At 61.2% G+C, this 25,561-nt stretch carries 22 protein-coding genes and 1 other RNA gene; 18 read left to right on the forward strand and 5 right to left on the reverse strand.

Going from position 1 to position 25,561, the window contains the following annotated elements:
• Window positions 1-67: 67 nt before the first annotated feature.
• From rsmI to lpxC, 18 genes are all read left to right on the forward strand, one after another.
• Window positions 68-973, forward strand: a complete 906-nt coding sequence (rsmI, locus tag AC0IXA_RS16270; RefSeq protein ID WP_016773267.1) for a 16S rRNA (cytidine(1402)-2'-O)-methyltransferase — start codon at window positions 68-70, stop codon at window positions 971-973.
• Between the two features lie 73 nt (window positions 974-1,046).
• Window positions 1,047-1,400: RNase P RNA component class A (rnpB, locus tag AC0IXA_RS16275), an RNA gene on the forward strand.
• 402 nt (window positions 1,401-1,802) lie between these two features.
• Window positions 1,803-2,258: a division/cell wall cluster transcriptional repressor MraZ gene (gene mraZ, locus AC0IXA_RS16280; RefSeq protein WP_007917012.1), complete on the forward strand. Its 456-nt coding sequence runs from the start codon at window positions 1,803-1,805 to the stop codon at window positions 2,256-2,258.
• The gene (gene rsmH, locus AC0IXA_RS16285) at window positions 2,255-3,202 is read left to right on the forward strand and encodes a 16S rRNA (cytosine(1402)-N(4))-methyltransferase RsmH (protein WP_445941224.1); all 948 of its coding nucleotides are present in this window, start codon (window positions 2,255-2,257) and stop codon (window positions 3,200-3,202) included. Before mraZ ends, rsmH begins: the two co-directional genes overlap by 4 nt.
• Window positions 3,199-3,492: a cell division protein FtsL gene (gene ftsL, locus AC0IXA_RS16290; protein WP_016773269.1), complete on the forward strand. Its 294-nt coding sequence runs from the start codon at window positions 3,199-3,201 to the stop codon at window positions 3,490-3,492. Before rsmH ends, ftsL begins: the two co-directional genes overlap by 4 nt.
• The gene (locus AC0IXA_RS16295) at window positions 3,492-5,231 is read left to right on the forward strand and encodes a peptidoglycan D,D-transpeptidase FtsI family protein (protein WP_174823877.1); all 1,740 of its coding nucleotides are present in this window, start codon (window positions 3,492-3,494) and stop codon (window positions 5,229-5,231) included. Before ftsL ends, AC0IXA_RS16295 begins: the two co-directional genes overlap by 1 nt.
• Entirely contained in the window at window positions 5,231-6,694 is a 1,464-nt protein-coding gene (locus AC0IXA_RS16300) for a UDP-N-acetylmuramoyl-L-alanyl-D-glutamate--2,6-diaminopimelate ligase (RefSeq protein WP_016773271.1), read from the forward strand. The genes AC0IXA_RS16295 and AC0IXA_RS16300 overlap by 1 nt, the downstream gene beginning before the upstream one ends.
• Window positions 6,687-8,054 (forward strand): UDP-N-acetylmuramoyl-tripeptide--D-alanyl-D-alanine ligase, encoded by a 1,368-nt coding sequence (locus AC0IXA_RS16305; protein ID WP_471813876.1) that lies wholly within the window; start codon window positions 6,687-6,689, stop codon window positions 8,052-8,054. The genes AC0IXA_RS16300 and AC0IXA_RS16305 overlap by 8 nt, the downstream gene beginning before the upstream one ends.
• Window positions 8,054-9,136, forward strand: a complete 1,083-nt coding sequence (mraY, locus tag AC0IXA_RS16310) for a phospho-N-acetylmuramoyl-pentapeptide-transferase (RefSeq protein ID WP_016773275.1) — start codon at window positions 8,054-8,056, stop codon at window positions 9,134-9,136. Before AC0IXA_RS16305 ends, mraY begins: the two co-directional genes overlap by 1 nt.
• A 5-nt stretch (window positions 9,137-9,141) precedes the next feature.
• Window positions 9,142-10,488 carry a UDP-N-acetylmuramoyl-L-alanine--D-glutamate ligase gene (murD, locus tag AC0IXA_RS16315; RefSeq protein ID WP_471813878.1) on the forward strand — a complete coding sequence of 449 codons (1,347 nt, stop codon included), beginning with the start codon at window positions 9,142-9,144 and terminating at the stop codon, window positions 10,486-10,488.
• The gene (ftsW, locus tag AC0IXA_RS16320) at window positions 10,485-11,702 is read left to right on the forward strand and encodes a putative lipid II flippase FtsW (RefSeq protein ID WP_016773276.1); all 1,218 of its coding nucleotides are present in this window, start codon (window positions 10,485-10,487) and stop codon (window positions 11,700-11,702) included. Before murD ends, ftsW begins: the two co-directional genes overlap by 4 nt.
• Window positions 11,692-12,762: an undecaprenyldiphospho-muramoylpentapeptide beta-N-acetylglucosaminyltransferase gene (gene murG / locus AC0IXA_RS16325; protein ID WP_016773277.1), complete on the forward strand. Its 1,071-nt coding sequence runs from the start codon at window positions 11,692-11,694 to the stop codon at window positions 12,760-12,762. Before ftsW ends, murG begins: the two co-directional genes overlap by 11 nt.
• The gene (gene murC, locus AC0IXA_RS16330; RefSeq protein WP_024014243.1) at window positions 12,755-14,215 is read left to right on the forward strand and encodes a UDP-N-acetylmuramate--L-alanine ligase; all 1,461 of its coding nucleotides are present in this window, start codon (window positions 12,755-12,757) and stop codon (window positions 14,213-14,215) included. The genes murG and murC overlap by 8 nt, the downstream gene beginning before the upstream one ends.
• Entirely contained in the window at window positions 14,212-15,186 is a 975-nt protein-coding gene (locus AC0IXA_RS16335) for a D-alanine--D-alanine ligase (RefSeq protein WP_471813881.1), read from the forward strand. Before murC ends, AC0IXA_RS16335 begins: the two co-directional genes overlap by 4 nt.
• 4 nt (window positions 15,187-15,190) lie before the next feature.
• Window positions 15,191-16,057 (forward strand): cell division protein FtsQ/DivIB, encoded by an 867-nt coding sequence (locus AC0IXA_RS16340; RefSeq protein ID WP_073473459.1) that lies wholly within the window; start codon window positions 15,191-15,193, stop codon window positions 16,055-16,057.
• A 15-nt stretch (window positions 16,058-16,072) separates the two neighbouring features.
• Window positions 16,073-17,332 carry a cell division protein FtsA gene (ftsA, locus tag AC0IXA_RS16345; protein WP_016773282.1) on the forward strand — a complete coding sequence of 420 codons (1,260 nt, stop codon included), beginning with the start codon at window positions 16,073-16,075 and terminating at the stop codon, window positions 17,330-17,332.
• Window positions 17,333-17,435: 103 nt separating this feature from the next.
• On the forward strand, window positions 17,436-18,632 hold the full coding sequence (gene ftsZ, locus AC0IXA_RS16350; protein ID WP_016773283.1) for a cell division protein FtsZ: 1,197 nt from the start codon (window positions 17,436-17,438) through the stop codon (window positions 18,630-18,632).
• A 112-nt stretch (window positions 18,633-18,744) separates the two neighbouring features.
• A complete protein-coding gene (gene lpxC / locus AC0IXA_RS16355) occupies window positions 18,745-19,656 on the forward strand; it encodes a UDP-3-O-acyl-N-acetylglucosamine deacetylase (protein ID WP_007916984.1) in 912 nt (303 codons plus the stop codon).
• Between the two features lie 148 nt (window positions 19,657-19,804).
• Here the strand turns inward: lpxC and AC0IXA_RS16360 are convergent, their stop codons facing one another.
• The 5 genes from AC0IXA_RS16360 to AC0IXA_RS16380 all read right to left on the reverse strand — a co-directional run bounded on the left by AC0IXA_RS16360 (window position 19,805) and on the right by AC0IXA_RS16380 (window position 25,559).
• Window positions 19,805-21,313, reverse strand: a complete 1,509-nt coding sequence (locus AC0IXA_RS16360; RefSeq protein WP_471813884.1) for a sensor domain-containing diguanylate cyclase — start codon at window positions 21,311-21,313, stop codon at window positions 19,805-19,807.
• 181 nt (window positions 21,314-21,494) lie between these two features.
• Window positions 21,495-22,811 (reverse strand): OprD family porin, encoded by a 1,317-nt coding sequence (locus AC0IXA_RS16365; protein ID WP_471813886.1) that lies wholly within the window; start codon window positions 22,809-22,811, stop codon window positions 21,495-21,497.
• Window positions 22,812-23,006: 195 nt separating this feature from the next.
• Entirely contained in the window at window positions 23,007-23,228 is a 222-nt protein-coding gene (locus tag AC0IXA_RS16370) for a hypothetical protein (RefSeq protein ID WP_016773285.1), read from the reverse strand.
• Window positions 23,229-23,527: 299 nt separating this feature from the next.
• Window positions 23,528-24,892, reverse strand: a complete 1,365-nt coding sequence (locus AC0IXA_RS16375) for a heavy metal sensor histidine kinase (protein WP_341638838.1) — start codon at window positions 24,890-24,892, stop codon at window positions 23,528-23,530.
• Window positions 24,882-25,559 (reverse strand): heavy metal response regulator transcription factor, encoded by a 678-nt coding sequence (locus tag AC0IXA_RS16380; protein ID WP_016773287.1) that lies wholly within the window; start codon window positions 25,557-25,559, stop codon window positions 24,882-24,884. Before AC0IXA_RS16380 ends, AC0IXA_RS16375 begins: the two co-directional genes overlap by 11 nt.
• Between the last annotated feature and the right edge of the window lie 2 nt (window positions 25,560-25,561).

The following is a 25,561-nucleotide window of genomic DNA, read 5'->3' on the forward strand; positions in this document are numbered from 1 at the left end:
GCAGCGCACAACCGCGCGAAAAACCGCGCTCGGCCGGAGCGCATCGCAAGCCTCATGACGCGCTACAATGGCCGCTTTTACCGATCACGAGGTGTGCGCTTTGACTGCTCCAGGTCCTTTGAATTCCGCTGCTGGCTCGCTTTATGTGGTGGCGACGCCCATCGGCAACCTGGACGACATCAGCGCCCGGGCCTTGAAAATCCTCCGTGAAGTGGCCCTGATTGCAGCGGAAGACACGCGGCATTCGGCGCGCCTGATGCAGCACTTCGGCATCGGTACGCCCCTGGCCGCATGTCACGAACACAACGAACGGGATGAGGGTAGCCGCTTTATTACCCGGTTGCTGGCGGGCGACAACGTCGCGCTGATCTCCGATGCCGGCACGCCGCTGATTTCCGATCCGGGTTATCACCTGGTGCGTCAGGCCCGTGCGGCCGGGATCAACGTGGTGCCGGTGCCGGGTGCCTGTGCGTTGATCGCAGCGCTGTCGGCGGCGGGCTTGCCGTCCGACCGTTTTATCTTCGAAGGCTTTCTGCCGGCCAAGTCGGTCGGACGCAAGGCGCGTCTGGAAGCAGTCAAAGAAGAGCCGCGCACATTGATTTTCTATGAAGCGCCGCATCGCATTCTCGAATGCCTGCAGGATATGGAAGCAGTGTTTGGCGGCGAGCGTCAGGCTCTGCTGGCGCGGGAAATCACCAAAACCTTCGAAACCCTCAAAGGCCTGCCGCTCAGCGAGCTGCGCGCGTTCGTCGAGTCCGACAGCAATCAGCAGCGCGGCGAGTGCGTGGTGCTGGTGGCCGGCTGGACCGCGCCGGAGTCGGAAGACGCGGTCAGCAGCGAAGCCATGCGCATCCTCGATCTGCTATTGGAGGAAATGCCGCTAAAGCGCGCCGCCGCACTGGCAGCGCAAATCACTGGCGAGCGCAAAAACGTGTTGTATCAGGTGGCGCTGGATAAACAGAAAGGCGTGTAAGCCGTCGCCCATGGCGTTCCTGAGGGTTTTAGCGCTTGTTCTTCCGGCGCTCTGCCGTTAACCTTCGCGGCGGAGAGTCGATCGGACAGTCGCTGCCCTCTATGAAAATTAGGGGGGGGAGGAAAGTCCGGGCTCCATAGGGCGAAGTGCCAGGTAATGCCTGGGAGGCGTGAGCCTACGGAAAGTGCCACAGAAAATAACCGCCTAAGCGCGCAAGCGCCGGTAAGGGTGAAAAGGTGCGGTAAGAGCGCACCGCACGTCTGGCAACAGTTCGTGGCTAGGTAAACCCCACTTGGAGCAAGACCAAATAGGGTCCCAAGGCGTGGCCCGCGCTGGGACCGGGTAGGTTGCTAAAGATGTCCAGTGATGGCCATCGTAGACGAATGACTGTTCAAGACAGAACCCGGCTTACAGATCGACTCTCCACCTTTTTCTTTCCCTGCTTGAAACAAAGAAGACGCGGCTGTGTAATATCAGCCGGCCTGGTCTGAAACTCCGGCAGCGGCAAACGTGGTAATAGCCTTTTCCCACCCTGCTTCAATCAACAGCCGAAGCGCCTTTGTAATACCGAAAAAATCTTACTCTTAACAAACTACTTTAACTTTCGAGCGCAGCTTTCAGTGCTGCATCAAGTTATTGACCAAAACTTCACGTCAGATTCTCGTTGAGCCTCCTTTTACGTCGCTAAATCTCCGTTCTGTAAGGTTTTTCCTTTAATCCGCGCCTTGACGGTGTGGTGGGCGCATTCCTATAGTGTGCGCAAGTGGCGGAAAGTGGCATGAAGTGGGTTTTTTGAGCTCAAAACGATAAAAATTGGAGAAACGCTGACGTGTTTCGCGGAGCTAACGCTATCAGTCTCGATGCAAAGGGCCGTCTCGCCATGCCGAGCCGGTACCGTGACGAGCTCGATTCGCGCAGTTCCGGCCAATTGATCGTGACCATTGATGCCGTTGATCCATGCCTGTGTGTCTATCCGCTCGATGAGTGGGAAATTATTGAAACCAAGTTGCGCGCACTCCCTTCGCTTCGCGAAGAGAACCGTCGCCTGCAACGTTTATTGATTGGTAATGCCGTCGACCTCGAACTCGATGGCAGTGGTCGTTTCCTGGTTCCGCCGCGTTTGCGCGAATACGCCAAGCTCGATAAGCGCGCGATGCTGGTCGGCCAACTGAACAAGTTCCAATTGTGGGACGAGGATGCATGGAATGCGGTATCTGCCGCTGACCTTGCTGCTATTCAACAACCGGGCGCGATGCCTGATGAACTGCGTGATTTGATCCTGTGACTATTGATAGCGGCTTTAACCACATCACCGTACTGCTTGACGAAGCCGTCGAGGCTCTCGCCGTACGTCCTGATGGCTGCTATCTGGACGGCACGTTCGGGCGCGGAGGGCACAGCCGGTTGATCCTCAGCCAGCTCGGGCCGGACGGTCGACTCATCGGATTCGACAAGGATCCTCAAGCGATTGCCACCGGGCAAACGCTAGCGGCCGAAGACGGCCGCTTTGTCGTTGTGCAGCGCAGCTTTGCCGAGCTCGGTTCGGTGGTTGCCGAGCAAGGCCTGACCGCCAAGGTCAGCGGCATTCTGCTCGACCTCGGCGTGTCGTCGCCGCAGCTCGATGACGCCGAGCGCGGCTTCAGTTTCCTCAATGACGGGCCGCTGGACATGCGCATGGACCCGTCCCGTGGCATCAGCGCTGCCGAATTCGTCAACACCGCGCCGGTGGAAGAAATCGCCCGGGTGTTCAAGGAATACGGCGAAGAACGTTTCTCCGGGCGCATGGCCCGTGCCGTCGCCGAGCGTCGTGACATCAAGCCGTTCGAGCGCACCGCCGATCTGGCCGAAGTGCTGAAAGTCGCCAACCCGGCGTGGGAAAAGGGCAAGAACCCGGCCACCCGCGCATTCCAGGGTTTGCGCATTCACGTCAATAACGAACTCGGCGATCTGGAAGCCGGTCTCGACGCCGCGCTGGAAGCGCTGGAAGTTGGCGGCCGTCTGGTGGTCATCAGCTTCCACTCGCTGGAAGACCGCATCGTCAAACTGTTCATGCGCAAGCTGGTGAAAGGCGAGGCCGACAATCTGCCGCGCAACCTCCCGGTTCGCCACGTCGCCTTCGAACCGAAAATCAAAATCCACGGCAAAGCGCAGACGGCCTCCGACGCCGAACTCAAAGCCAACCCACGTTCCCGTAGCGCCGTCATGCGTGTCGCGGAGAAGTTGCGGTGAGCAAGCTTTTCGCCAAACCACTGCCCGGCGGCAGCTTTCTGATGCTGCTGCTGTTTATCGGCGTGCTGTTTTCGGCCATTGCCGTGTCGTACAGCGCGCACTGGAACCGGCAGTTGCTCAACACCCTTTATAACGAACTCAGCGTGCGCGACAAGGCGCAGGCCGAGTGGGGCCGGCTGATTCTCGAGCAGAGCACCTGGACTGCGCACAGTCGTATCGAAGTGCTGGCCACCGAACAATTGAAGATGCACATTCCTGGCGCGGCTGACGTGAAGATGGTGGCGCCATGATGAAACTCGAAGGCGCACTGTTCCCATGGCGCTTCCGCCTGATGGTGGCGCTGCTCGGTCTGATGGTCGCGGCGATCTGCTGGCGGATCATCGACCTGCAAGTGGTCGACCGTGACTTCCTCAAGGGCCAGGGCGACGCGCGCAGCCTGCGCCACATTCCGATTCCGGCGCACCGTGGCCTGATCACCGACCGTAACGGCGAGCCTCTGGCCGTCAGTACGCCAGTGACCACGCTGTGGGCCAACGCCAAGGAAATGCAGTCGGCCAAAGAGAAGTGGCCGGCACTTGCCGCCGCGCTGGGCCAGAACCCGAAAGCGCTAAGCGAGCGCCTCGAAGCCCAGGCCAACAAAGAATTCATTTATCTGGTGCGCGGGCTGACCCCCGAGCAGGGCCAGGCTGTGCTCGATCTGAAAGTGCCGGGCGTCTATGGCATCGAAGAATTCCGCCGCTTCTATCCGGCCGGTGAAGTCACCGCGCACATGGTCGGCTTTACCGACATCGACGATCACGGTCGCGAAGGCGTCGAGCTGGCCTATGACGAATGGCTGGCCGGGGTGCCGGGCAAACGACAAGTCATCAAGGATCGCCGTGGCCGGCTGATCAAGGATGTTCAGGTCACCAAAAACGCCAAGGCCGGCAAGCCCTTGGCGTTGTCGATTGATCTGCGTCTGCAATACCTGGCCAACCGCGAACTGCGCAACGCGATCATCGAGAACGGCGCCAAGGCCGGCAGTCTGGTGATCATGGACGTGAAGACCGGCGAGATCCTGGCCATGGTCAACCAGCCGACCTACAACCCGAACAACCGTCGCAACCTGCAACCGGCGATGATGCGCAACCGCGCCATGATCGACGTGTTCGAGCCGGGTTCGACCATGAAAGCCATTTCCATGAGCGCGGCGATCGAAACCGGCCGCTGGAAACCGAGCGACACCGTCGAGGTGTATCCGGGCTCGTTGCAGATCGGCAAATACACCATCAAAGACGTGTCGAAGACCGAAGGGCCGGTGCTCGATCTGACCGGCATCCTGATCAATTCCAGTAACGTCGGCATGAGTAAAGTCGCCTTCGATATCGGCGGCGAAACCATTTTCCGTCTGGCGCAGAAAGTCGGCCTCGGTCAGGACACCGGCCTGGGCTTCCCCGGCGAACGTGTCGGCAATCTGCCGAACTACCGCGAATGGCGCAAGGCTGAAACTGCAACCTTGTCTTACGGCTACGGTATTTCCGTGACCGCGATCCAGCTGGTGCATGCGTTCTCGGCACTGGCCAACAACGGTCGCCTCGCGCCGCTGACGCTGATCAAAACCGACAAGATGCCGCAGACCACCCAAGTGTTGCCGGAAGCCGTGGCGAAAACCATGCAGGGCATGTTGCAGCAAGTGATCGAAGCGCCGCGCGGCGTGTTCCGTGCGCAGGTGCCGGCTTATCACGTCGGCGGCAAGTCGGGTACCGCGCGCAAGACTTCGGTCGGCACCAAGGGCTACGCAGAAAATTCCTACCGCTCGCTGTTCGCCGGCTTCGGCCCTATGAGCGACCCGCGTTACGCCATCGTTGTGGTGATTGATGAGCCAACCAAGGCCGGTTACTTCGGTGGTCTGGTGTCGGCGCCGGTGTTCAGCCGTGTGATGTCCGGCACCCTGCGCCTGATGAACGTGACCCCGGACAACCTGCCGACTACGCAACAGGCCAATGCCACCCCGGTCGTTCCGCTGAAAGCCAATGGAGGGCGCGGCTGATGTCATTAAGTCTGAACAAGATATTTCCCCACGCCGGCCACGATCTGTTGATCCGTGAACTGGCGCTGGACAGCCGCAACGTGCGCGCCGGCGATCTGTTTCTCGCCGTGCCCGGTGGCCGCTTCGATGGCCGGGCGCACATCGCCGATGCCTTGCAACGCGGCGCGGCTGCCGTGGCTTATGAAGTCGAAGGCGCCACCGTGCTGCCGATCACTGACGTGCCGCTGATTCCGGTCAAGGGTCTGGCGGCGCAGCTGTCGGACATTGCCGGGCGTTTTTACGGTGAGCCGAGTCACCACCTGAACCTGATCGGCGTCACCGGCACCAACGGCAAGACCAGCGTGACCCAACTGGTCGCGCAGGCGCTGGATCTGCTCGGCCAACATTGCGGCATCGTCGGTACGCTGGGTTCCGGCTTCTATGGCGCGCTGGAAAGCGGCCTGCACACCACGCCGAATCCGATTGCGGTGCAAGCGACCCTGGGTGATCTGAAAAAGGCCGGCGCGAAAGCCGTGGCCATGGAAGTGTCGTCCCACGGTCTGGATCAGGGCCGGGTCACCGCGCTGGCGTTCGATGTGGCGGTGATGACCAACCTGTCCCGCGATCACCTGGATTATCACGGCACCATGCAGGCGTACGCCGAGGCCAAGGCCCGGCTGTTCGCCTGGAATGACCTGAAGTGCCGCGTGGTCAACCTCGACGACGATTTCGGCCGGCAACTGGCGGCGGAAAAACGCGAGTCGCGTTTGATCACCTACAGCCTGCTCGACAGCAGCGCCTACCTGTTTTGCCGCGAAGCGCAGTTCGACGACCACGGCGTACGCGCCACGCTGGTCACGCCGCAAGGCGAGCACCACCTGCGCAGCACGCTGCTCGGGCGTTTCAACCTGAGCAACGTGTTGGCCGCAGTCGGCGCCTTGCTGGGTCTGGATTACGCCCTCGACGAAATTCTCAAAGTGCTGCCGAAGCTCGAAGGCCCGGCCGGGCGCATGCAGCGTCTGGGTGGCGGCACGCAGCCGCTGGTGGTGGTCGATTACGCCCATACCCCGGATGCGTTGGAAAAAGTTCTCACCGCACTGCGCCCGCACGTCAAAGGCCAACTCCTGTGCCTGTTCGGCTGCGGCGGTGATCGCGATCGTGGCAAACGTCCGTTGATGGCCGAAGTGGTCGAGCGTCTCGCCGACCAGGTGCTGGTCACCGATGACAACCCGCGCACCGAAGATCCTGCGGTGATTTTCGACGACATCCGTGCCGGTTTCACCGCTGTGGATAAAGTCACTTTCGTCGCCGGTCGCGGCCAGGCCATTGCGCAATTGATCGCCGGCGCGACCGCTGACGACGTGATTGTGCTCGCCGGCAAGGGTCACGAGGACTATCAGGAAATCAACGGCGTGCGCCATGCGTTTTCCGATCTGGTCGAGGCTGATCATGCCCTGACCGCGTGGGAGGTGGCCCATGCTTAAGGCCCTGACACTCAGCGAATTGACCAACGCACTCGAAGCCCGTTTGATCGGCGCTGACGCGAGTTTCGACGGCGTCAGCATCGACAGTCGGGCGATTCAGCCGGGCCAGTTGTTCATCGCCCTGACCGGCCCGCGTTTCGACGGTCATGATTATCTGAACGACGTTGCCGGCAAAGGTGCCGTGGCGGCACTGGTCGAGCGCGAAGTCGCCGACAGCGCGCTGCCGCAATTGCTGGTCAAGGATACCCGTCAGGCCCTCGGCCAACTCGGCGCCTTGAACCGTGCTGCGTTCACCCAGCCAGTGGCGGCAGTGACCGGTTCCAGTGGCAAGACCACGGTCAAGGAAATGCTCGCGAGCATCCTGCGCACGCGCGGTCCGGTGCTGGCGACCCGTGGCAACCTGAATAACGACCTCGGCGTCCCGCTGACCCTGATCGAACTGGCGCCGGAGCACACCTCGGCCGTGATCGAACTGGGCGCTTCGCGTCTCGGTGAAATCGCCTACACCGTCGGGCTGACCAAGCCGCACGTAGCGATCCTGAACAACGCCGGCACCGCTCACGTTGGTGAGTTCGGCGGTCCGGAAAAAATCGTCGAAGCCAAAGGCGAAATCATCGAAGGTCTGGCCGCCGATGGCATCGCCGTGCTCAACCTCGATGACAAGGCTTTCGCTATCTGGAAGGGCCGCGCTGCCGGTCGTCAGGTGCTGACCTTCGCTCTCAGCAACAGCGAGGCGAATTTCCACGCCAGCGATCTGGCCACTGATGCCCGCGGTTGCCCGGCGTTCAATCTGCACACGCCTGAAGGCAGTGAGCGCGTGCAACTGAACCTGCTCGGTACTCATAACGTCGCCAATGCCCTGGCTGCCGCCGCTGCTGCCCACGCCTTGGGCGTGTCGCTGTTCGGCATCGCCACCGGACTGGGCGCGGTGCAACCGGTCAAGGGTCGCACCGTCGCGCAACTGGCGAAAAACGGCATGCGCGTGATCGATGACACCTACAACGCAAACCCCACCTCGATGTGCGCGGCCGTTGATATACTCGCCGGCTTTTCCGGCCGCACCGTCCTGGTGCTCGGGGATATCGGCGAGTTGGGCGACTGGGCGGAGCAGGGGCACCGCGACGTGGGCGAGTACGCCCGAGGCAAGGTTTCCGCGCTTTACGCGGTCGGGCCGAACATGGTCCACGCGGTAAACGCTTTCGGTGAGCAGGCGCAGCACTTCGGCACCCAGGCCGAGCTGATCCAGGCCCTCGCCGCCGAGCAGGACACAAACACCACCATTTTGATCAAGGGTTCGCGCAGCGCAGCGATGGAAAACATCGTTGCGGCTCTGTGCGGGTCCAGTCTGGAGAAACATTAATGCTGCTGCTGCTAGCGGAGTATCTGCAACAGTTCTACAAAGGCTTCGCGGTCTTCCAGTACCTGACCCTGCGCGGGATTCTCGGTGTACTGACCGCGCTGGTCTTGTCGCTGTGCTATGGCCCGTGGATGATCCGTACTCTGCAGAACCGTCAGATCGGCCAATCGGTGCGTAACGACGGCCCGCAATCGCACCTGTCCAAATCCGGTACGCCGACCATGGGTGGCGCGCTGATTCTGTCGTCGATCGGCGTCAGCACCTTGCTCTGGGCTGACTTGAGCAACCGCTACGTTTGGGTGGTGCTGCTGGTGACCCTGCTGTTCGGCGCCATCGGCTGGGTCGACGATTACCGCAAAGTCATCGAGAAGAACTCCCGTGGCTTGCCGAGCCGCTGGAAATACTTCTGGCAGTCGGTGTTCGGCCTCGGCGCAGCGATCTTCCTTTATATGACTGCCGCGACGCCGGTGGAAACCACGCTGATTCTGCCGATGCTCAAGGACTACAGCATCCCGCTGGGCGCCGGGTTCATCGTGCTGACCTACTTTGTGATTGTCGGTTCGAGCAACGCGGTCAACCTGACTGACGGCCTCGACGGCCTGGCGATCATGCCAACCGTGATGGTCGGCGGCGGCCTGGGGATTTTCTGCTACCTGTCGGGTAACGTGAAATTCGCCGAGTACCTGCTGATCCCTTACGTGCCCGGCGCAGGCGAATTGATCGTGTTCTGCGGTGCGCTGATCGGTGCCGGTCTCGGTTTCCTCTGGTTCAACACCTATCCGGCGCAAGTGTTCATGGGCGACGTCGGTGCCCTGGCACTCGGCGCGGCACTGGGCACCATCGCGGTGATCGTCCGTCAGGAAATCGTCCTGTTCATCATGGGCGGCGTGTTCGTGATGGAAACCCTGTCAGTGGTCATTCAGGTTGCCTCCTTTAAGCTGACCGGTCGCCGCGTGTTCCGCATGGCGCCGATACACCACCACTTTGAACTCAAGGGCTGGCCCGAGCCGCGCGTGATCGTCCGTTTCTGGATCATCACCGTGATTCTCGTCCTGGTCGGCCTTGCCACCCTGAAGCTGAGGTAGAACGAGTGTCTCTGATCGCTTCTGACCACTTCCGCATCGTTGTCGGCCTCGGCAAGAGCGGCATGTCCCTGGTTCGCTTCCTGGCGAACCGGGGCACGTCGTTTGCTGTGGCCGACACGCGGGACAATCCACCGGAACTGGCCACGCTCAAGCGTGACTATCCGCACGTGGAAGTGCGTTGTGGCGAGCTGGACGTCGAATTCCTCTGCCGTGCCGACGAGCTCTACGTGAGCCCCGGCCTGGCGCTGGCGACCCCGGCCCTGCAAGCCGCCGCTGCCCGTGGCGTGAAAATGTCCGGCGACATCGAACTGTTCGCGCGTAATACGCGGGCGCCGATCGTCGCGATCACCGGTTCCAACGCGAAAAGCACCGTCACTACTCTGGTCGGCGAGATGGCGGCTGCTGCCGGCAAGCGCGTCGCCGTTGGCGGCAACCTCGGCACCCCGGCGCTGGATCTGCTCAGCGATGACGTCGAGCTGTACGTTATGGAGTTGTCGAGTTTCCAGCTGGAAACCACCGACCAGCTCAACGCCGAAGTCGCCACCGTACTGAACATCAGCGAAGACCACATGGATCGCTACAGCGGTCTGCCGGCCTATCACCTGGCCAAGCACCGGATCTTCCGGGGCGCGAAGCAGTTTGTGGTCAACCGTCAGGACGCCCTCAGCCGTCCATTGATCGGCGAAGGCCAGCCATGCTGGACCTTTGGCCTGAGCAAACCGGATTTCAAGGCGTTCGGCATTCGCGAAGAAGACGGCGAGAAGTACCTCGCCTTCGAATTCCAGAACCTGATGCCGGTGCGTGAACTGAAGATTCGCGGTGCGCATAACCAGTCCAACGCTCTTGCTGCATTGGCACTGGGTCACGCTGTGGGTCTGCCGTTCGACGCCATGCTCGCGGCGCTGCGCACGTTTGCCGGGCTCGAACATCGCTGCCAGTGGGTGCGCGATCTCGACGGCGTGGCCTATTACAACGATTCCAAAGCCACCAACGTTGGCGCCGCTCTGGCCGCCATCGAAGGTTTGGGCGCAGACATCGACGGCAAGGTCATTCTGATCGCCGGCGGTGACGGCAAAGGCGCCGAATTCAACGATCTGCGTGATCCGGTGGCGGCCAACTGCCGCGCTGTGGTGCTGATGGGCCGCGACTCCGACAAGATCGGCGCAGCCATCGGCGATGCCGTGCCGCTGATCCGCGCGTCTTCGCTGGTCGACGCCGTCGCGCAATGCCGCGCCGCTGCCCAATCGGGTGATGTGGTGCTGCTGTCTCCGGCCTGCGCCAGTTTCGACATGTTCAAGAATTACGAAGACCGTGGTCACCAGTTCGTCCGCGCTGTGGAGGAACTGGCATGAACCTGAGAAACATCATCAAGCCGTACCCGTCGCCGCTGATCACCGGGCGTGGCATCGACCTCGATTTCCCGATGCTCGCCGGTTGCCTGGCGCTGCTGGGTCTGGGGCTGATCATGATCGCCTCGGCGTCCACCGAAGTGGCGGCGGCGCAGTCGGGCAGTCCGCTGTATTACATGATTCGCCACCTTATCTATGTGGTGCTGGGCCTGGGCGCGTGCATCGTCACCATGATGATCCCGATCGCCACCTGGCAGCGCCTCGGCTGGATGATGCTGATCGGTGCGTTCGGCCTGCTGGTGATGGTGATCATCCCCGGCATCGGCCGCGAAGTGAACGGTTCGATGCGCTGGATCGGTTTCAGCTTCTTCAACGTGCAGCCGTCGGAAATCGCCAAGGTGTTCGTGGTGATCTACCTCGCCGGTTATCTGGTGCGCCGGCAGAAAGAAGTACGCGAGAGCTGGATGGGCTTCTTCAAGCCGTTCATCGTCCTGCTGCCGATGGCCGGTCTGTTGCTGATGGAACCGGACTTCGGTGCCACCGTAGTCATGATGGGCGCGGCGGCGGCGATGCTGTTTCTTGGCGGGGTAGGGCTGTTCCGCTTCTCGCTGATGGTGGTGCTGGCGGTTGGCGCGGTGGTTTTGCTGATCCAGATGCAGCCCTATCGAATGGCGCGTCTGACCAACTTCGCCGACCCATGGGCCGACCAGTTCGGCGCCGGTTATCAGTTGTCGCAGGCCTTGATCGCGTTTGGTCGCGGCGAGTGGCTGGGCGTCGGCCTGGGCAACAGCGTGCAGAAGCAGTTCTACCTGCCGGAAGCGCATACCGACTTCGTGTTCTCGGTACTCGCCGAAGAACTGGGCGCCGTGGGTTCGTTGTGCACCGTCGCGCTGTTCGTGTTCGTGTGTATTCGCGGCATGTACATCGGCCTGTGGGCGGAGAAGGCCAAGCAGTTCTTCGCCGCTTACGTGGCTTACGGCTTGTCGTTCCTGTGGATTGGTCAGTTCCTGATCAACATCGGTGTGAACGTCGGCCTGCTGCCAACCAAGGGTCTGACCTTGCCGTTCCTCAGTTACGGCGGCAGCTCGCTGGTGATCTGCTGCGCCTGTCTGGGCCTGTTGCTGCGCATCGAGTGGGAGAGTCGAACCCACCTGGGCAGCGAAGAGATGGAATTCCAAGAGAGCGACTTCGCCGAGGAGCCGACTCATGGGCGCTAACGTATTGATCATGGCCGGCGGTACCGGCGGCCACGTGTTCCCGGCGCTGGCCTGTGCCCGCGAGTTTCAGGCGCGCGGCTACACCGTGCACTGGCTCGGCACGCCACGCGGGATCGAAAACGAACTGGTTCCGGCGGCAGGGCTTGAACTGCACCGGATCAACGCCAGCGGTTTGCGTGGCAAGGGCAAGCTGTCGCTGCTCAAGGCGCCGCTGATGCTGCTGAAATCGGTGTGGCAGGCGCGGGCGATCATGCGCCGCCTGAAGCCGGTGTGCGTGGTTGGCTTCGGCGGTTACGTGACCGGCCCCGGCGGTCTTGCCGCAAAACTGGCCGGCGTGCCAGTGATCGTTCACGAGCAGAACGCTGTCGCCGGCACCGCCAATCGGTTGCTGGTGCCGTTCGCCGCCCGAGTGTGTGAAGCGTTCCCCGACACCTTTACTCTGTCGGACAGCCGCCGTACCACCGGTAATCCGGTGCGCAGCGAGCTGTTCCTCGACACATCGCGACCGGCGCTGGCCGGGCGCAAAGCGCGTTTGCTGATCCTTGGCGGCAGCCTGGGCGCAGAACCGTTGAACAAATTGCTGCCTGAAGCCCTGGCCCAAGTCGCTGCCGACCTGCGCCCGGAAGTGTTTCATCAGGCCGGCAAAAATCACGATGAAGTAACTGCCGAGCGTTACCGCGCCGTGGGTGTGGAAGCGCAGGTGCAGCCGTTCATCAAAGACATGGCCCAGGCCTATGGCTGGGCTGACCTGGTGGTGTGCCGCGCAGGCGCGTTGACCATCAGTGAGCTGGCGGCCGCCGGTCTGCCCTCGATGCTGGTGCCTTTGCCCCACGCGATCGACGATCACCAGACCCGCAACGCCGATTATTTGGCCCGCGAAGGCGCTGCCTTCCTGATGCCGCAAAGAACGACTGGTGCCGCGGATCTTGCCGCGCGCCTGACAGAGGTCTTGATGCAACCGCAACGACTCGAAGCAATGGCCCAAGCGGCCCGCCGACTGGCCAAACCCGATGCCACCCGTAGCGTGGTCGATACCTGTCTGGAGGTGGCCCATGGTTGAGAATCAGAAAGCCATGCCACAACCGGAAATGCGCCGCATCCGTCGCATCCACTTTGTCGGCATCGGCGGCGTGGGCATGTGCGGCATTGCTGAAGTGTTGCTGAACCTGGGCTACCAAGTTTCCGGTTCCGACCTGAAAGCGTCGCCGGTCACCGAGCGCCTGGAAACCTTCGGCGCGCAGATCTTCATCGGTCACCGTGCCGAGAATGCCGCTACCGCCGACGTGCTGGTGGTGTCGAGCGCAGTGAACACGTCCAACCCGGAAGTGGCGACTGCCCTTGAGCGCCGCATTCCAGTTGTGCCGCGCGCAGAAATGCTCGCCGAGCTGATGCGCTATCGCCACGGCATCGCCGTCGCCGGTACCCATGGCAAAACCACCACCACCAGCCTGATCGCTTCGGTGTTCGCGGCCGGTGGTCTGGACCCGACATTCGTGATCGGTGGTCGCCTGAATGCAGCGGGCACCAATGCCCAGCTCGGCACCAGCCGTTACCTGATTGCCGAAGCCGATGAAAGCGATGCGAGTTTCCTGCATCTGCAGCCGCTGGTGGCCGTGGTCACCAACATCGACGCCGACCACATGGCGACCTACGACGGTGACTTCAACAAACTGAAGAAAACCTTCGTCGAATTCCTGCACAACCTGCCGTTCTACGGTTTGGCGGTGATGTGCCTGGACGATCCGGTGGTGCGCGAAATCCTGCCGCTGGTGAAGCGTCCGACCGTGACCTACGGCTTCAGCGAAGACGCCGACGTACGCGCAATCAATGTGCGCCAGCAGGGCATGCAGACCTTTTTTACCGTGCTGCGCCCGGATCGCGAGCCGCTGGACGTGTCGGTGAACATGCCCGGCAACCACAACGTGCTCAACTCGCTGGCGACCATCTGCATCGCCACCGACGAAGGCGTCAGCGATGAAGCCATCGTTCAGGGCCTGTCAGGCTTCCAGGGTGTTGGCCGACGCTTCCAGGTCTACGGCGAACTGCCGGTGGACGGCGGCAACGTGATGCTGGTCGACGACTACGGGCACCACCCGACCGAGGTCGCTGCGGTGATCAAAGCCGTGCGCGGTGGCTGGCCGGAGCGCCGTCTGGTGATGGTGTATCAACCGCACCGTTACAGCCGCACCCGCGACCTGTACGACGACTTCGTCAATGTACTGGCTGACGCCAACGTGCTGCTGCTGATGGAAGTCTATCCGGCCGGTGAAGAGCCGATCCCGGGCGCCGACAGCCGCAAGCTGTGCAACAGCATCCGCCAGCGCGGTCAGCTCGACCCGATCTACATCGAGCGTGGCGTCGATCTGGCGCCGCTGGTCAAGCCGCTGCTGCGCGCCGGCGACATTCTGCTGTGCCAGGGCGCTGGTGATATCGGCGGTCTCGCGCCGAAGCTGTTGAAAAGTGAATTGTTCGCCGGCGCCGTGGCGGCGCCGGTCGAGGGGAAGTTGAAATGACTGCTGCCTACGCCAAGCTGTTCTCCACCATCGCGCCGAAAGACTTCGGCCGCGTCGCCGTGCTCTTCGGCGGCCTGAGTGCCGAGCGTGAGGTTTCGCTGAAATCCGGCAACGCCGTGCTCGAGGCGCTGCAAAGCGCTGGCGTCGACGCGTTCGGTATCGATGTGGGCGAAGACTTCCTGCAGCGTCTGCTCAGCGAAAAGATCGACCGTGCATTCATCATTCTCCACGGTCGCGGCGGCGAAGACGGCAGCATGCAGGGCCTGCTCGAGTGCGCCGGTATCCCTTACACCGGCAGCGGCATTCTTGCTTCCGCACTGGCGATGGACAAGCTGCGCACCAAGCAGGTCTGGCACAGCCTCGGGATTCCGACGCCGCGTCACGCCGTGCTGTGCAGCGAAGCCGATTGTATTTCCGCAGCGACGGAACTGGGCTTGCCTTTGATCGTCAAACCGGCGCATGAAGGTTCAAGTATCGGGATGGCCAAAGTGAGTTCTGCGTCCGAGTTGATCGACGCATGGAAAGCGGCCAGTACCTACGATTCGCAAGTCTTGGTTGAGCAATGGATTCAAGGTCCGGAGTTCACCATCGCCACCCTGCGTGACCAGGTGTTGCCTCCTATCGCCCTGGGTACACCGCACACGTTCTACGACTACGACGCCAAGTACATCGCCAACGATACCCAGTACCGCATTCCGTGCGGGCTCGACGCGGCCAAGGAACAGGAACTCATGGAACTCACGGCTAGGGCCTGTGAGGCGCTGGGTATCGCCGGTTGGGGCCGGGCGGACGTGATGCAGGACGCCGACGGGCAGTTCTGGTTCCTTGAAGTCAATACCGCACCGGGCATGACCGATCACAGCCTGGTGCCGATGGCGGCGCGGGCTGCCGGTCTGGATTTCCAGCAACTGGTTCTGGCCATTCTGGCCGCCAGCGTTGAAGACGCAGGCGCAACAGAGGCGCGAGGTTAAGACCATGCAAGGCGCTCATCTCAGACATCAGCCACCCGCACCCGGCCGCAAGCCGGTGCCGCGGGGTGCCAGCCGAATGGTGGCGAAAGAGCCGATGTCCGCGCGCCTGCCGAAAGCCAATTTCGGCTTTCTGAAAAGCCTGTTCTGGCCGGTGCTGCTGGTGGCGCTGGGCTTTGGTACGTACGAAGGTGCGCAGCGTTTGCTGCCGTACGCCGACCGCCCGATCAGCAAGATCGCGGTGCAGGGCGACCTCAGCTACATCAGCCAGCAGGCGGTGCAGCAGCGGATCGCGCCGTTCGTGGCGTCGAGCTTCTTCACCATCGACCTCGCAGGTATGCGTACCGAGCTCGAGCAGATGCCCTGGATCGCCCACGCCGAAGTGCGTCGGGTGTGGCCGGATCAGGTGGTGATCCGCCTCGAAGAGCAATTGCCGGTGGCGCGTTGGGGCGACGAGTCGTTGCTCAACAACCAGGGCCAGGCGTTCACGCCCAAGGAACTGGCGAATTACGAACACCTGCCGCAGCTGTTCGGCCCACAACGGGCTCAGCAGCAGGTGATGCAGCAGTATCAGGTGCTGAGCCAGATGCTGCGGCCGCTGGGTTTTTCGATTGCACGCCTGGAATTGCGTGAACGCGGCAGCTGGTTCCTGACCACCGGTGCCGGCAGTTCCGGCCCCGGCATCGAGTTGCTGCTGGGACGCGGCAACCTGGTGGAAAAGATGCGCCGCTTTATCGCCATCTATGACAAGACGCTGAAAGAGCAGATTACGAACATTGCGCGCATCGATCTGCGCTACGCCAACGGCCTCGCTGTTGGCTGGCGGGAACCCGTAGCGCCGACGACAGCCCAACCCGCTGTCGCAAAGAATTAAGAAGAGGCAGGACCCATGGCAAACGTGCAAAGCGGCAAAATGATCGTCGGTCTGGATATCGGCACCTCCAAAGTGGTGGCGCTGGTAGGCGAGGTCGCGGACGACGGCCAGCTGGAAATCGTCGGGATCGGCACGCATCCGTCCCGCGGCCTGAAGAAGGGCGTGGTGGTCAACATCGAATCCACCGTGCAGTCGATCCAGCGCGCGATCGAAGAAGCCCAACTGATGGCCGGCTGCCGCATTCACTCGGCGTTCGTCGGCGTGGCTGGCAATCACATCCGCAGCCTGAACTCCCACGGCATCGTCGCGATCCGTGATCGCGAAGTCAGCTCGGCGGACCTTGAGCGTGTACTCGACGCCGCCCAGGCCGTGGCGATCCCGGCTGACCAGCGCGTGCTGCACACCCTGCCGCAGGATTACGTGATCGATAACCAGGAAGGCGTGCGCGAGCCGCTGGGCATGTCCGGCGTGCGTCTGGAAGCCAAGGTTCACGTGGTCACCTGCGCCGTCAACGCTGCTCAGAACATTGAAAAATGCGTGCGTCGCTGCGGTCTGGAAATCGACGACATCATTCTCGAGCAACTGGCTTCGGCCTACTCGGTGCTGACCGACGACGAGAAAGAACTGGGCGTGTGCCTGGTCGACATCGGCGGCGGCACCACCGACATCGCGATCTTCACCGAAGGCGCGATCCGTCACACCGCGGTGATCCCGATTGCCGGTGATCAGGTGACCAACGACATCGCCATGGCGTTGCGCACTCCGACCCAGTACGCCGAAGAGATCAAGATCCGTTACGCCTGCGCCCTGGCCAAACTGGCCGGTGCCGGCGAAACCATCAAGGTGCCGAGCGTCGGCGACCGTCCACCGCGCGAACTGTCGCGTCAGGCCCTGGCCGAAGTGGTCGAGCCGCGTTACGACGAACTGTTCACCCTGATCCAGGCCGAGCTGCGTCGCAGCGGCTACGAAGACCTGATCCCGGCGGGCATCGTGCTCACCGGCGGTACCTCGAAAATGGAAGGCGCCACTGAACTGGCCGAAGAGATCTTCCACATGCCGGTGCGCCTTGGTGTGCCGCATGGCGTGAAAGGTCTGGATGACGTGGTGCGCAACCCGATTTATTCCACTGGCGTCGGTTTGTTGATGTACGGCCTGCAGAAGCAGTCCGACGGAGTTTCGTTCTCCGGCATCGGCAGCCGCGACAGCTACAGCAGCGAAGAGCCTCAGGCGCCGCTGCTGGACCGACTGAAAAAGTGGGTTCAGGGCAATTTTTAAAAGCAGCCTGGAGCGACAAGCTTCAAGCGGCAAGCAACTGCAGTAGATACACCGCTACAAACAGCAGTAGGCGAAAAAACTAGAGAATGTAAGGAGAGGGAAAATGTTCGAACTCGTAGACAACATCCCCGCAAGCCCGGTAATCAAAGTTATCGGTGTCGGCGGTGGCGGCGGCAACGCTGTCAATCACATGGTCAAGAGCAACATCGAAGGCGTTGAGTTCATCTGCGCCAACACCGATGCTCAAGCGCTGAAAAACATCGGCGCGCGGACCATCCTGCAACTGGGCACCGGCGTGACCAAAGGCCTGGGTGCCGGCGCCAATCCTGAGGTCGGCCGTCAAGCCGCTCTGGAAGACCGCGAGCGCATCGCTGAAGTGCTGGCCGGCACCAACATGGTGTTCATCACCACCGGCATGGGCGGCGGTACCGGTACCGGTGCAGCGCCGATCATCGCTGAAGTGGCCAAGGAAATGGGCATTCTGACCGTTGCGGTCGTGACCCGTCCGTTCCCGTTCGAAGGCCGCAAGCGTATGCAGATCGCCGACGAAGGCATCCGCATGCTTTCGGAAAGCGTCGACTCGCTGATCACCATTCCGAACGAAAAACTGCTGACCATCCTCGGCAAAGACGCAAGCCTCTTGTCGGCTTTCGCCAAGGCTGACGATGTATTGGCCGGTGCCGTTCGCGGTATCTCCGACATCATCAAGCGTCCGGGCATGATCAACGTCGACTTCGCCGACGTGCGCACCGTGATGAGCGAAATGGGCATGGCGATGATGGGCACTGGCTGCGCCAGCGGTCCGAACCGTGCACGTGAAGCCACCGAAGCGGCAATCCGCAACCCGTTGCTGGAAGACGTCAACCTGCAAGGCGCGCGCGGCATTCTGGTGAACATCACCGCCGGTCCTGACCTGTCCCTGGGTGAGTATTCCGACGTGGGTTCGATCATCGAAGCCTTTGCTTCCGAGCACGCGATGGTCAAGGTCGGTACTGTTATCGATCCGGACATGCGCGACGAGCTGCACGTAACCGTGGTTGCCACCGGTCTGGGCGCGAAAATCGAGAAGCCTGTAAAGGTCATCGACAACACCGTTCACACCTCGATGGCTTCGGCGCAGGTGCAACAACCGGCTCCGGCCCGTCAGGAGCAGCCAGCGGTGAACTACCGTGATCTGGACCGTCCGACCGTCATGCGCAACCAGGCCCAGGCCGGTGCTGCGGCTGCCGCGAAGATGAATCCGCAGGATGACCTGGATTACCTGGACATTCCGGCCTTCCTGCGTCGTCAGGCCGATTGATGGAATGTATCAGGGCTATGAAGGTGATTGGTGTTCAGCAAAGGCATGGTCTGCTATCATCGCCAGCCTTTGTTGATACCAGTTCGCAATTTGCGCTGAAGCGGCCCAAGCCATGATTAAACAACGCACACTGAAAAATATTATCCGTGCCACAGGTGTAGGCCTGCATTCCGGCGAGAAGGTCTATCTGACCCTCAAGCCTGCGCCTGTCGACACTGGCATTGTGTTTTGTCGCGCTGACCTCGACCCTGTGGTGCAGATTCCTGCCCGCGCGGAAAACGTCGGTGAAACCACTATGTCGACGACGCTGATCAATGGCGACGTCAAAGTGGACACGGTAGAGCACTTGCTCTCGGCCATGGCTGGCCTGGGCATCGATAACGCCTACGTCGAGCTCTCCGCGTCCGAAGTCCCGATCATGGATGGCAGCGCTGGACCCTTCGTATTCCTGATTCAATCGGCAGGCCTGGAAGAACAGGACGCCGCCAAGAAATTCATCCGCATCCTGCGTGAAGTGACAGTGGAAGATGGCGACAAGCGCGCCACTTTCGTCCCTTTCGAAGGCTTCAAGGTGAGCTTCGAGATCGATTTCGATCACCCGGTATTCCGGGACCGCACCCAGAGTGCAAGCGTGGATTTTTCCAGCACTTCGTTCGTAAAAGAAGTCAGCCGCGCTCGTACCTTTGGTTTCATGAGTGACATCGAGTACCTGCGCAAGCACAACCTCGCACTCGGCGGCAGCGTGGAAAACGCGATCGTGGTCGACGCTGATGGCGTGTTGAACGAAGACGGTCTTCGTTATGAAGACGAATTCGTCAAACACAAGATCCTCGACGCGATTGGCGACCTGTACCTGCTGGGCAACAGCCTGATTGGTGAGTTCAAAGGCTTCAAGTCCGGTCATGCACTGAACAATCAGCTGCTGCGCAAATTGATTGAGCAGACAGACGCTTGGGAAGTGGTGACGTTCGAAGACGCCAGCACCGCACCAATCTCTTACATGCGCCCGGTTGCGGCGGTGTAAGTAAAAAACCTCTCTAGTTTTTTGAAGGCCATCCTCGGATGGCCTTTTTTTATGCCCTTTCAAAAGCAAAAGATCGCAGCCTTCGGCAGCTCCTACAGGGGAACGCATTCCAGATGTAGGAGCTGCCGAAGGCTGCGATCTTTTGACTTTAAACTGGCACTACAACGCGATTACGCCCGCCTTCCTTGGCCTGATACAGCGCTTTGTCCGCCGCAAACAGCAGCTGCTCCAGGGTCATCTCGCTCGCCGATGTCCACGTAGCAATGCCGATACTCACGGTCATCGCCCGCTCAGCGCCTTCAACCCAGGGCAAGTTTTCCACAGCCTGGCGAATCTGCTCGGCGATCTGCTGCGCCCCGGCGCTGTCGGTCTCGGCGAGAATCACCGAAAACTCTTCACCGCCATACCGCGCGACCAGATCCGCCGGGCGTCGCACGTTCGCCGTGATCACTTTGGCCAGTTCACGCAAGACCTGATCCCCAGCCTGATGGCCATGGCGATCATTGAAGGCCTTGAAGTGGTCGGCATCGATCATCATCACCGACAGCGGCTGGCCCGAGCGCTGGGCGCGGAACCATTCGTGGCGCAGGGTCTGATCGAGCATGCGCCGGTTGGCTACTCCGGTCAGATCATCGGTGGCAGCCAGTTGCGCCAGTTCGCGTTCGGCGCGATGGCGCAAACGCAGTTCCCGAGCGAGCAGCCACGTCAGCCACAACAGCCCCAGGCACAACACGCCGGTGGCGCCGCTGATCAGGATCGCCGTGCGCCGCCAGGTGCCGAACACTTCCTCGCTGGACAGCGCCACCATCACGGTTAACGGCAGATTGCCGACCCGCGAGTAGGTATAGAGCCGCCGCTGGTCATCCATGCTCGAAGTGCTGGTGAAACTGCCGCTGCCATCGCGATCGTTGAGAATCCGCACGACGTTGGGCCGGTTGCCGAAACTCTTGCCGACCGAATCGCTCTGCAGATACGGCTTCTGCGCGAGCAGCACGCCATCGCTGTTGATGATGTTCAACGTGCTGTCGGTGCCGATGTCGAGGCTTTTGAACAGGTCGTCGAAATAGTCGAGTTTCAGCGACGCCACCGCCACGCCGAGGAATTCACCGGTCTGCGAGGAGATGCGTCGGCTGAAGCTGATGCGCCACTGATCGGCCTCTTCGCAATCGCAGCGGGTCTTGAACGGGCGGCTGATGAACATGCCGATGTCGCGGTTGAATGCGTGGGCGAGAAAATAATCGCGGTCGGCGAAATTGCCCGGTTTCGCTTCGATGCGCGAGGAGTCGGCGATCACCTCGCCATGCTTGTCGAGCAGGAGGATGTCGCCCTTGAAGCGCGCGGTGGCAGAGCGATCGAACAGCGCCAGATGACGGATCTGCGGCGAGATGTTCTGCAGGTCGTCACGCTGAGCGGCGGCGATCAGCCCTTGCAGCGTCAGGTCGTACAGCTCGACGGTGCGCAGCACATCGGCATCGATCAATTGCGCGATGGTCGTGGCGCGGCGCGTGGCGACTTCCTGCGCACTGGCGTACTCGCGGATCAGCAGGAAGGTGACGATGCACACCATCGCAATCACGGTCAGCAGGCTGCCGAGGATCAGCAGGCGCTCGGGGCGACCGGTAAGGCCTGTGATGGAGGGCGTGCGGCTGGCGATCATGATGGGGGTTCGGGTTGGGGGATTCTAACAAGCGTAGTTGCACTATGAGCCTGCTCACACCTGTAGGAGCTGCCGAAGGCTGCGATCTTTTGATTTTCAAGAGCAAGATCAAAAGATCGCAGCCTTCGGCAGCTCCTACCAATAGGTTCGATGTTGACTGAGCTTCAGCTTGGTAGGGATCTTAGAAGACGTTGACCGGGTAGTCGATGATCACGCGGTATTCATCTGTATCCGAATCAATCGCGCCGTAGCCGTTGCCGCCCCGGTTGGTCGCCCATTGCAGGCGCACCGCGAGATCCTTGGCCTGGCCGCTTTGTACGACGTACTGCAAATCGATGTCGCGTTCCCAATGCTTGGCGTTATGGCCGTCGGCGCTGTACCAGCTGGAATAGCCTGTGCTGTCCGGGTCGGCTTCGGTCAGGTCCACCGTGCCGCGCGAGTAGGACAGCGCCGAAGTCAGGCCGGGCATGCCGACACCGGTGAAGTCATAGGCGTACTTGAGCTTCCAAGAGCGTTCGTTCGGGCCGTTGAAGTCCGAATACTGCTGCGAGTTGTCCAGATAAACGCTGTCGCCCTGGCTGATGTAGTCGAACGGCGTGTTGCCGTTGACCCGCTGATAGGCGGCAGTGACGCTGTGGCTGCCGATGCCAACGGTGAAATGCGCGCTCCAGGTGTTGTTGTCGATGTTGCCGAGCAGCGCATCACCGGTGTCTTGCGTGTGATAGAAGTGCAGGCCCGGGTTGAGGCTGACCAGATCGTTCAGTTGCCAGGTGTAGTCGAGGTCGTAGTAGTACTGGTTCCAGATGTCCTTGAGCTCGGACGCGTAAAGACTGCTGGTCAGGCCCTCAACGCCGCTCCAGGCCACACCGGCCCAGTTCAGGTGCTGGCTTTCGTCGCCGTCGGCGAGGGTGCCGTATGACGTCCCGATGCGGGTATGACCACTCTGGTTATAGGGTTTGGTAAAACTGGCCTGGCCACCTTCGATCAGCCAGCCATCGAAGCTGTGATTGCTCAGGCTGATGCCACGAAAGGTCTGCGGCAGCATCCGCGTGTCGCCGCCGGCGATGACCGGGTTGGTGAGGAACAGATCACCGGCCTTCAGCTCGGTATCGAAGGCGCGCAGCTTCAATGTCCCGCCTGCGGTGGAGAACGAGCCCGGCGCTTTGCCGTTGCCATCGCTGATCGGCAGGATGCTCGAGCCGTCGGTACCGCCACCCCCATCGAGTTTCAGGCCGAGCATGGCGTGGGCATCGACGCCGAAGCCGACCGTGCCTTCGGTGTAGCCGGACTGGAACACGCCGAGAAAACCCTGACCCCATTCGATATTGTCGTCCGCCTTCTGCAAGCGGTTGCGATTCATGTAGTAGTTGCGGGCGTTGAGGTTGAGGCTCGAGCCTGCGACGAAGCCCTGCTGGGCAGACTCATCGGCGTGGACAGCGGGGGCAATCGTTGCGGCAATTGCAATGAACAGCGGTGTGAGGCGGGCAGGGTAAAACACGTGCGGTGGGGCTCCTTGGGTCAGCGGGCCGCTCTGGTTCTTGAGCGGCTTGATGTTTCTTGTTGTTACAGACGCGCCAGACGACTTTCAGACCACAACGAAAAAAAGACCGCTGAATGGCAGCGGCCTGGAGTGACGACGGTTGAACGGGAAGAGCCAAACAACCGCGTCGAGGGAAACCTTTCGCGGTGAGACTCAGCTGTCTTTCTCGAGCGCTTGAGCCTGGGAAGTAGCGGCCTGCGGGGATTGCGTCGCGTCTTGAGCCTTGGCCATCACTTCGGCCTGATGCTGATCGAATGCCTGCGCACGAGCGACGTTGTGCGCCACGAACGCTTGCGATTCTTCAGCCATCGCCATCGGCGACAGAATCAATGAGGACAAAACGAATGCGCTGGCAATACCCATACTGTTGGACATCTTGAAAACCTTCTCGCTTGGCGAGTGCTGTTTGGTGCGGGCAAAGATAAGGTTGCCGGCAGTCGGGAAACAGCGTGATTTTCATAAATGACTGTTACAGCAAAAGCAAAGATCGGCACGGGTAACAACCCGCTCTGTGCGTGATGGTGGCCTGCGGTGAGGGGATTTATCCCCGTTGGGCTGCGAAGCGGCCCCAAGAATTCCAGCCTCAAAGATTCTTGGACCTTGTGCACAGGATTTGCGACTGCTGCGCAGCCGAGCGGGGATAAATCCCCTCGCCACAGGGCTTGGCTGAGCATTCAGACCGGGAGGTTGATGCCGAAGGTGTTCATCCCCCGATCACTGCGCACAAACACATCTCCGCCATGCATCAGCGCAATCGCCTTGACGATGGCCAGCCCCAGCCCGTGGTTATTGCCGCTGTTGCTACGCGAGGCATCAACCCGATAAAACCGCTCGAACAACCTCGGCAGATGCTCGCTGGCAATCGGCGTCCCGGGATTGGCCACGCCAATGCTCACCTGATGTTCTTCAACTTCGATGCGCACTTCGATCACTTGACCCGGTTCGGTGTGCTGCACCGCATTGCTGAGCAAATTGATCAACGCCCGGCGCAAATGCGCGACCTCGATCTGCACCTGCGCATCGCCGCTGACCTGCACTTCAACCCGCGCGTCTTCAAGGATGAAATCCAGATAGTCCAGCGTCGTCGCCACTTCATCAGCCAATGACGTCGAGGTCAGTTTGGTCGCCTTGTTGCCCTGATCGGCGCTGGCCAGAAACAGCATGTCGTTGATGATCGAGCGCAGCCGTTCCAGCTCTTCGAGGTTCGATTGCAGCACTTCGAAATAGTGTTCGGCCGAGCGCCCGCGAGTCAGCGCGACCTGGGTCTGGCCGATCAGGTTGGTCAGCGGCGAACGCAGTTCATGGGCGACGTCGGCGTTGAACGATTCCAGCCGTGAATAGGCCAGTTCTACCCGTTCCAGGGTCGAGTTGAACGACTCGACAAACTGTTCCAGTTCCGGCGGCAGCGGCGACAGGCGCAAGCGTCCGGCGCGCAGTGGTGGGGCCAGACGCTGGGCTTCCTGCGATAGTTTGATCAACGGCTTCAGACCGATTCTTGCGACCCAATAGCCCAATGCAGAGGCCAGCAGCACCCCGACAATCGCCAGACTGATCAGGGCGATGAGCAAGTGATGCTGGGTCTGATGCAGCGTCTCGGTGTCGATGCCGATCATGAAACGCAACGGCGGGCGCTGATCCTTGGCGGGGAACTGACTGACCAGCACTTTCAGTGGGTAGGGTTGATCGGGCAGTTGCAGATCGTGCATGCCCAACGGGCCATTGATGGCGGCACGAATCTGCGGGGTGAGATTGCCGTATTCGTAGCGCGGATCACCGCTGCTGATCCAGAAGCTGATGCGCTTGTCTTCCTCACCGAGCAGTTTGAGCTTGTTGTTGATCTTCACCCAATGCTCCGGCGTGCCGTAACGCCCGACGGTGGATTCGAGCACGCTGTACCGCGCATCCAGCTCGGCTTCGGGCAACAATCCCAAGCCCTTGTCGACCTGCTGATACAGCGCGCCGCCAATCAGCAGAAACACCAATAGCGCCACCAGCGTGAACATGCCGCTCAGGCGCAAGGCGATCGAGTTACTGGACACCACGGCTCTCCAGCACATAACCCATACCGCGAATGGTGTGCAGCAGCTTTTCGTTGAACGGCCCGTCGAGCTTGGCGCGCAGGCGTTTGATCGCGACTTCGACGACGTTGGCGTCACTGTCGAAATTGATGTCCCAGACCATTTCCGCGATTGCGGTCTTCGAAAGGATTTCGCCCTGGCGACGGGCGAGCACGCTGAGCAGGGAAAACTCTTTCGCGGTCAGATCCAGGCGCGTGCCGGCGCGGGTGGCCTTGCGGCTGATCAGGTCGATCCACAGGTCGGCGATGGTCACTTGCACCGGCTCATGGCCGCCGCTGCGGCGGGTCAGCGCTTGCAGGCGGGCGACCAGTTCGAGAAAGGAAAACGGTTTGCCGAGGTAATCGTCGGCGCCGTCGCGCAGGCCCTTGATGCGGTCTTCGACGCGCTCGCGGGCGGTGAGCATGATCACCGGGGTCTGCTTGCGCGCACGCAATGCGCGCAGTACGCCGAAGCCATCGAGCCCCGGCAGCATGACGTCGAGGACGATCACGGCGTAGTCGCATTCCAGCGCCAGATGCAGGCCTTCGACACCGTCGCGGGCAAGGTCGACGGTGTAGCCCTGTTCGGTCAGGCCTCGGTGCAGATAGTCCGCGGTTTTTTCTTCGTCTTCGATAATCAGAACGCGCATGA

Source organism: Pseudomonas sp. AC083 (genome assembly GCF_979253165.1).

Excerpts from the sequence above, each read along its gene's own strand:
- rsmI (WP_016773267.1), top strand. The coding sequence starts at position 68 with ATGGCCGCTTTTACCGATCACGAGGTGTGCGCTTTGACTGCTCCAGGT.
- AC0IXA_RS16295 (WP_174823877.1), top strand. The coding sequence starts at position 3,492 with ATGAAACTCGAAGGCGCACTGTTCCCATGGCGCTTCCGCCTGATGGTG.
- AC0IXA_RS16300 (WP_016773271.1), top strand. The coding sequence starts at position 5,231 with ATGTCATTAAGTCTGAACAAGATATTTCCCCACGCCGGCCACGATCTG.
- AC0IXA_RS16305 (WP_471813876.1), top strand. The coding sequence starts at position 6,687 with ATGCTTAAGGCCCTGACACTCAGCGAATTGACCAACGCACTCGAAGCC.
- mraY (WP_016773275.1), top strand. The coding sequence starts at position 8,054 with ATGCTGCTGCTGCTAGCGGAGTATCTGCAACAGTTCTACAAAGGCTTC.
- ftsW (WP_016773276.1), top strand. The coding sequence starts at position 10,485 with ATGAACCTGAGAAACATCATCAAGCCGTACCCGTCGCCGCTGATCACC.
- murG (WP_016773277.1), top strand. The coding sequence starts at position 11,692 with ATGGGCGCTAACGTATTGATCATGGCCGGCGGTACCGGCGGCCACGTG.
- murC (WP_024014243.1), top strand. The coding sequence starts at position 12,755 with ATGGTTGAGAATCAGAAAGCCATGCCACAACCGGAAATGCGCCGCATC.
- AC0IXA_RS16335 (WP_471813881.1), top strand. The coding sequence starts at position 14,212 with ATGACTGCTGCCTACGCCAAGCTGTTCTCCACCATCGCGCCGAAAGAC.
- AC0IXA_RS16340 (WP_073473459.1), top strand. The coding sequence starts at position 15,191 with ATGCAAGGCGCTCATCTCAGACATCAGCCACCCGCACCCGGCCGCAAG.
- ftsA (WP_016773282.1), top strand. The coding sequence starts at position 16,073 with ATGGCAAACGTGCAAAGCGGCAAAATGATCGTCGGTCTGGATATCGGC.
- ftsZ (WP_016773283.1), top strand. The coding sequence starts at position 17,436 with ATGTTCGAACTCGTAGACAACATCCCCGCAAGCCCGGTAATCAAAGTT.
- lpxC (WP_007916984.1), top strand. The coding sequence starts at position 18,745 with ATGATTAAACAACGCACACTGAAAAATATTATCCGTGCCACAGGTGTA.
- AC0IXA_RS16360 (WP_471813884.1), bottom strand. The coding sequence starts at position 21,313 with ATGATCGCCAGCCGCACGCCCTCCATCACAGGCCTTACCGGTCGCCCC.
- AC0IXA_RS16370 (WP_016773285.1), bottom strand. The coding sequence starts at position 23,228 with ATGTCCAACAGTATGGGTATTGCCAGCGCATTCGTTTTGTCCTCATTG.
- AC0IXA_RS16380 (WP_016773287.1), bottom strand. The coding sequence starts at position 25,559 with ATGCGCGTTCTGATTATCGAAGACGAAGAAAAAACCGCGGACTATCTG.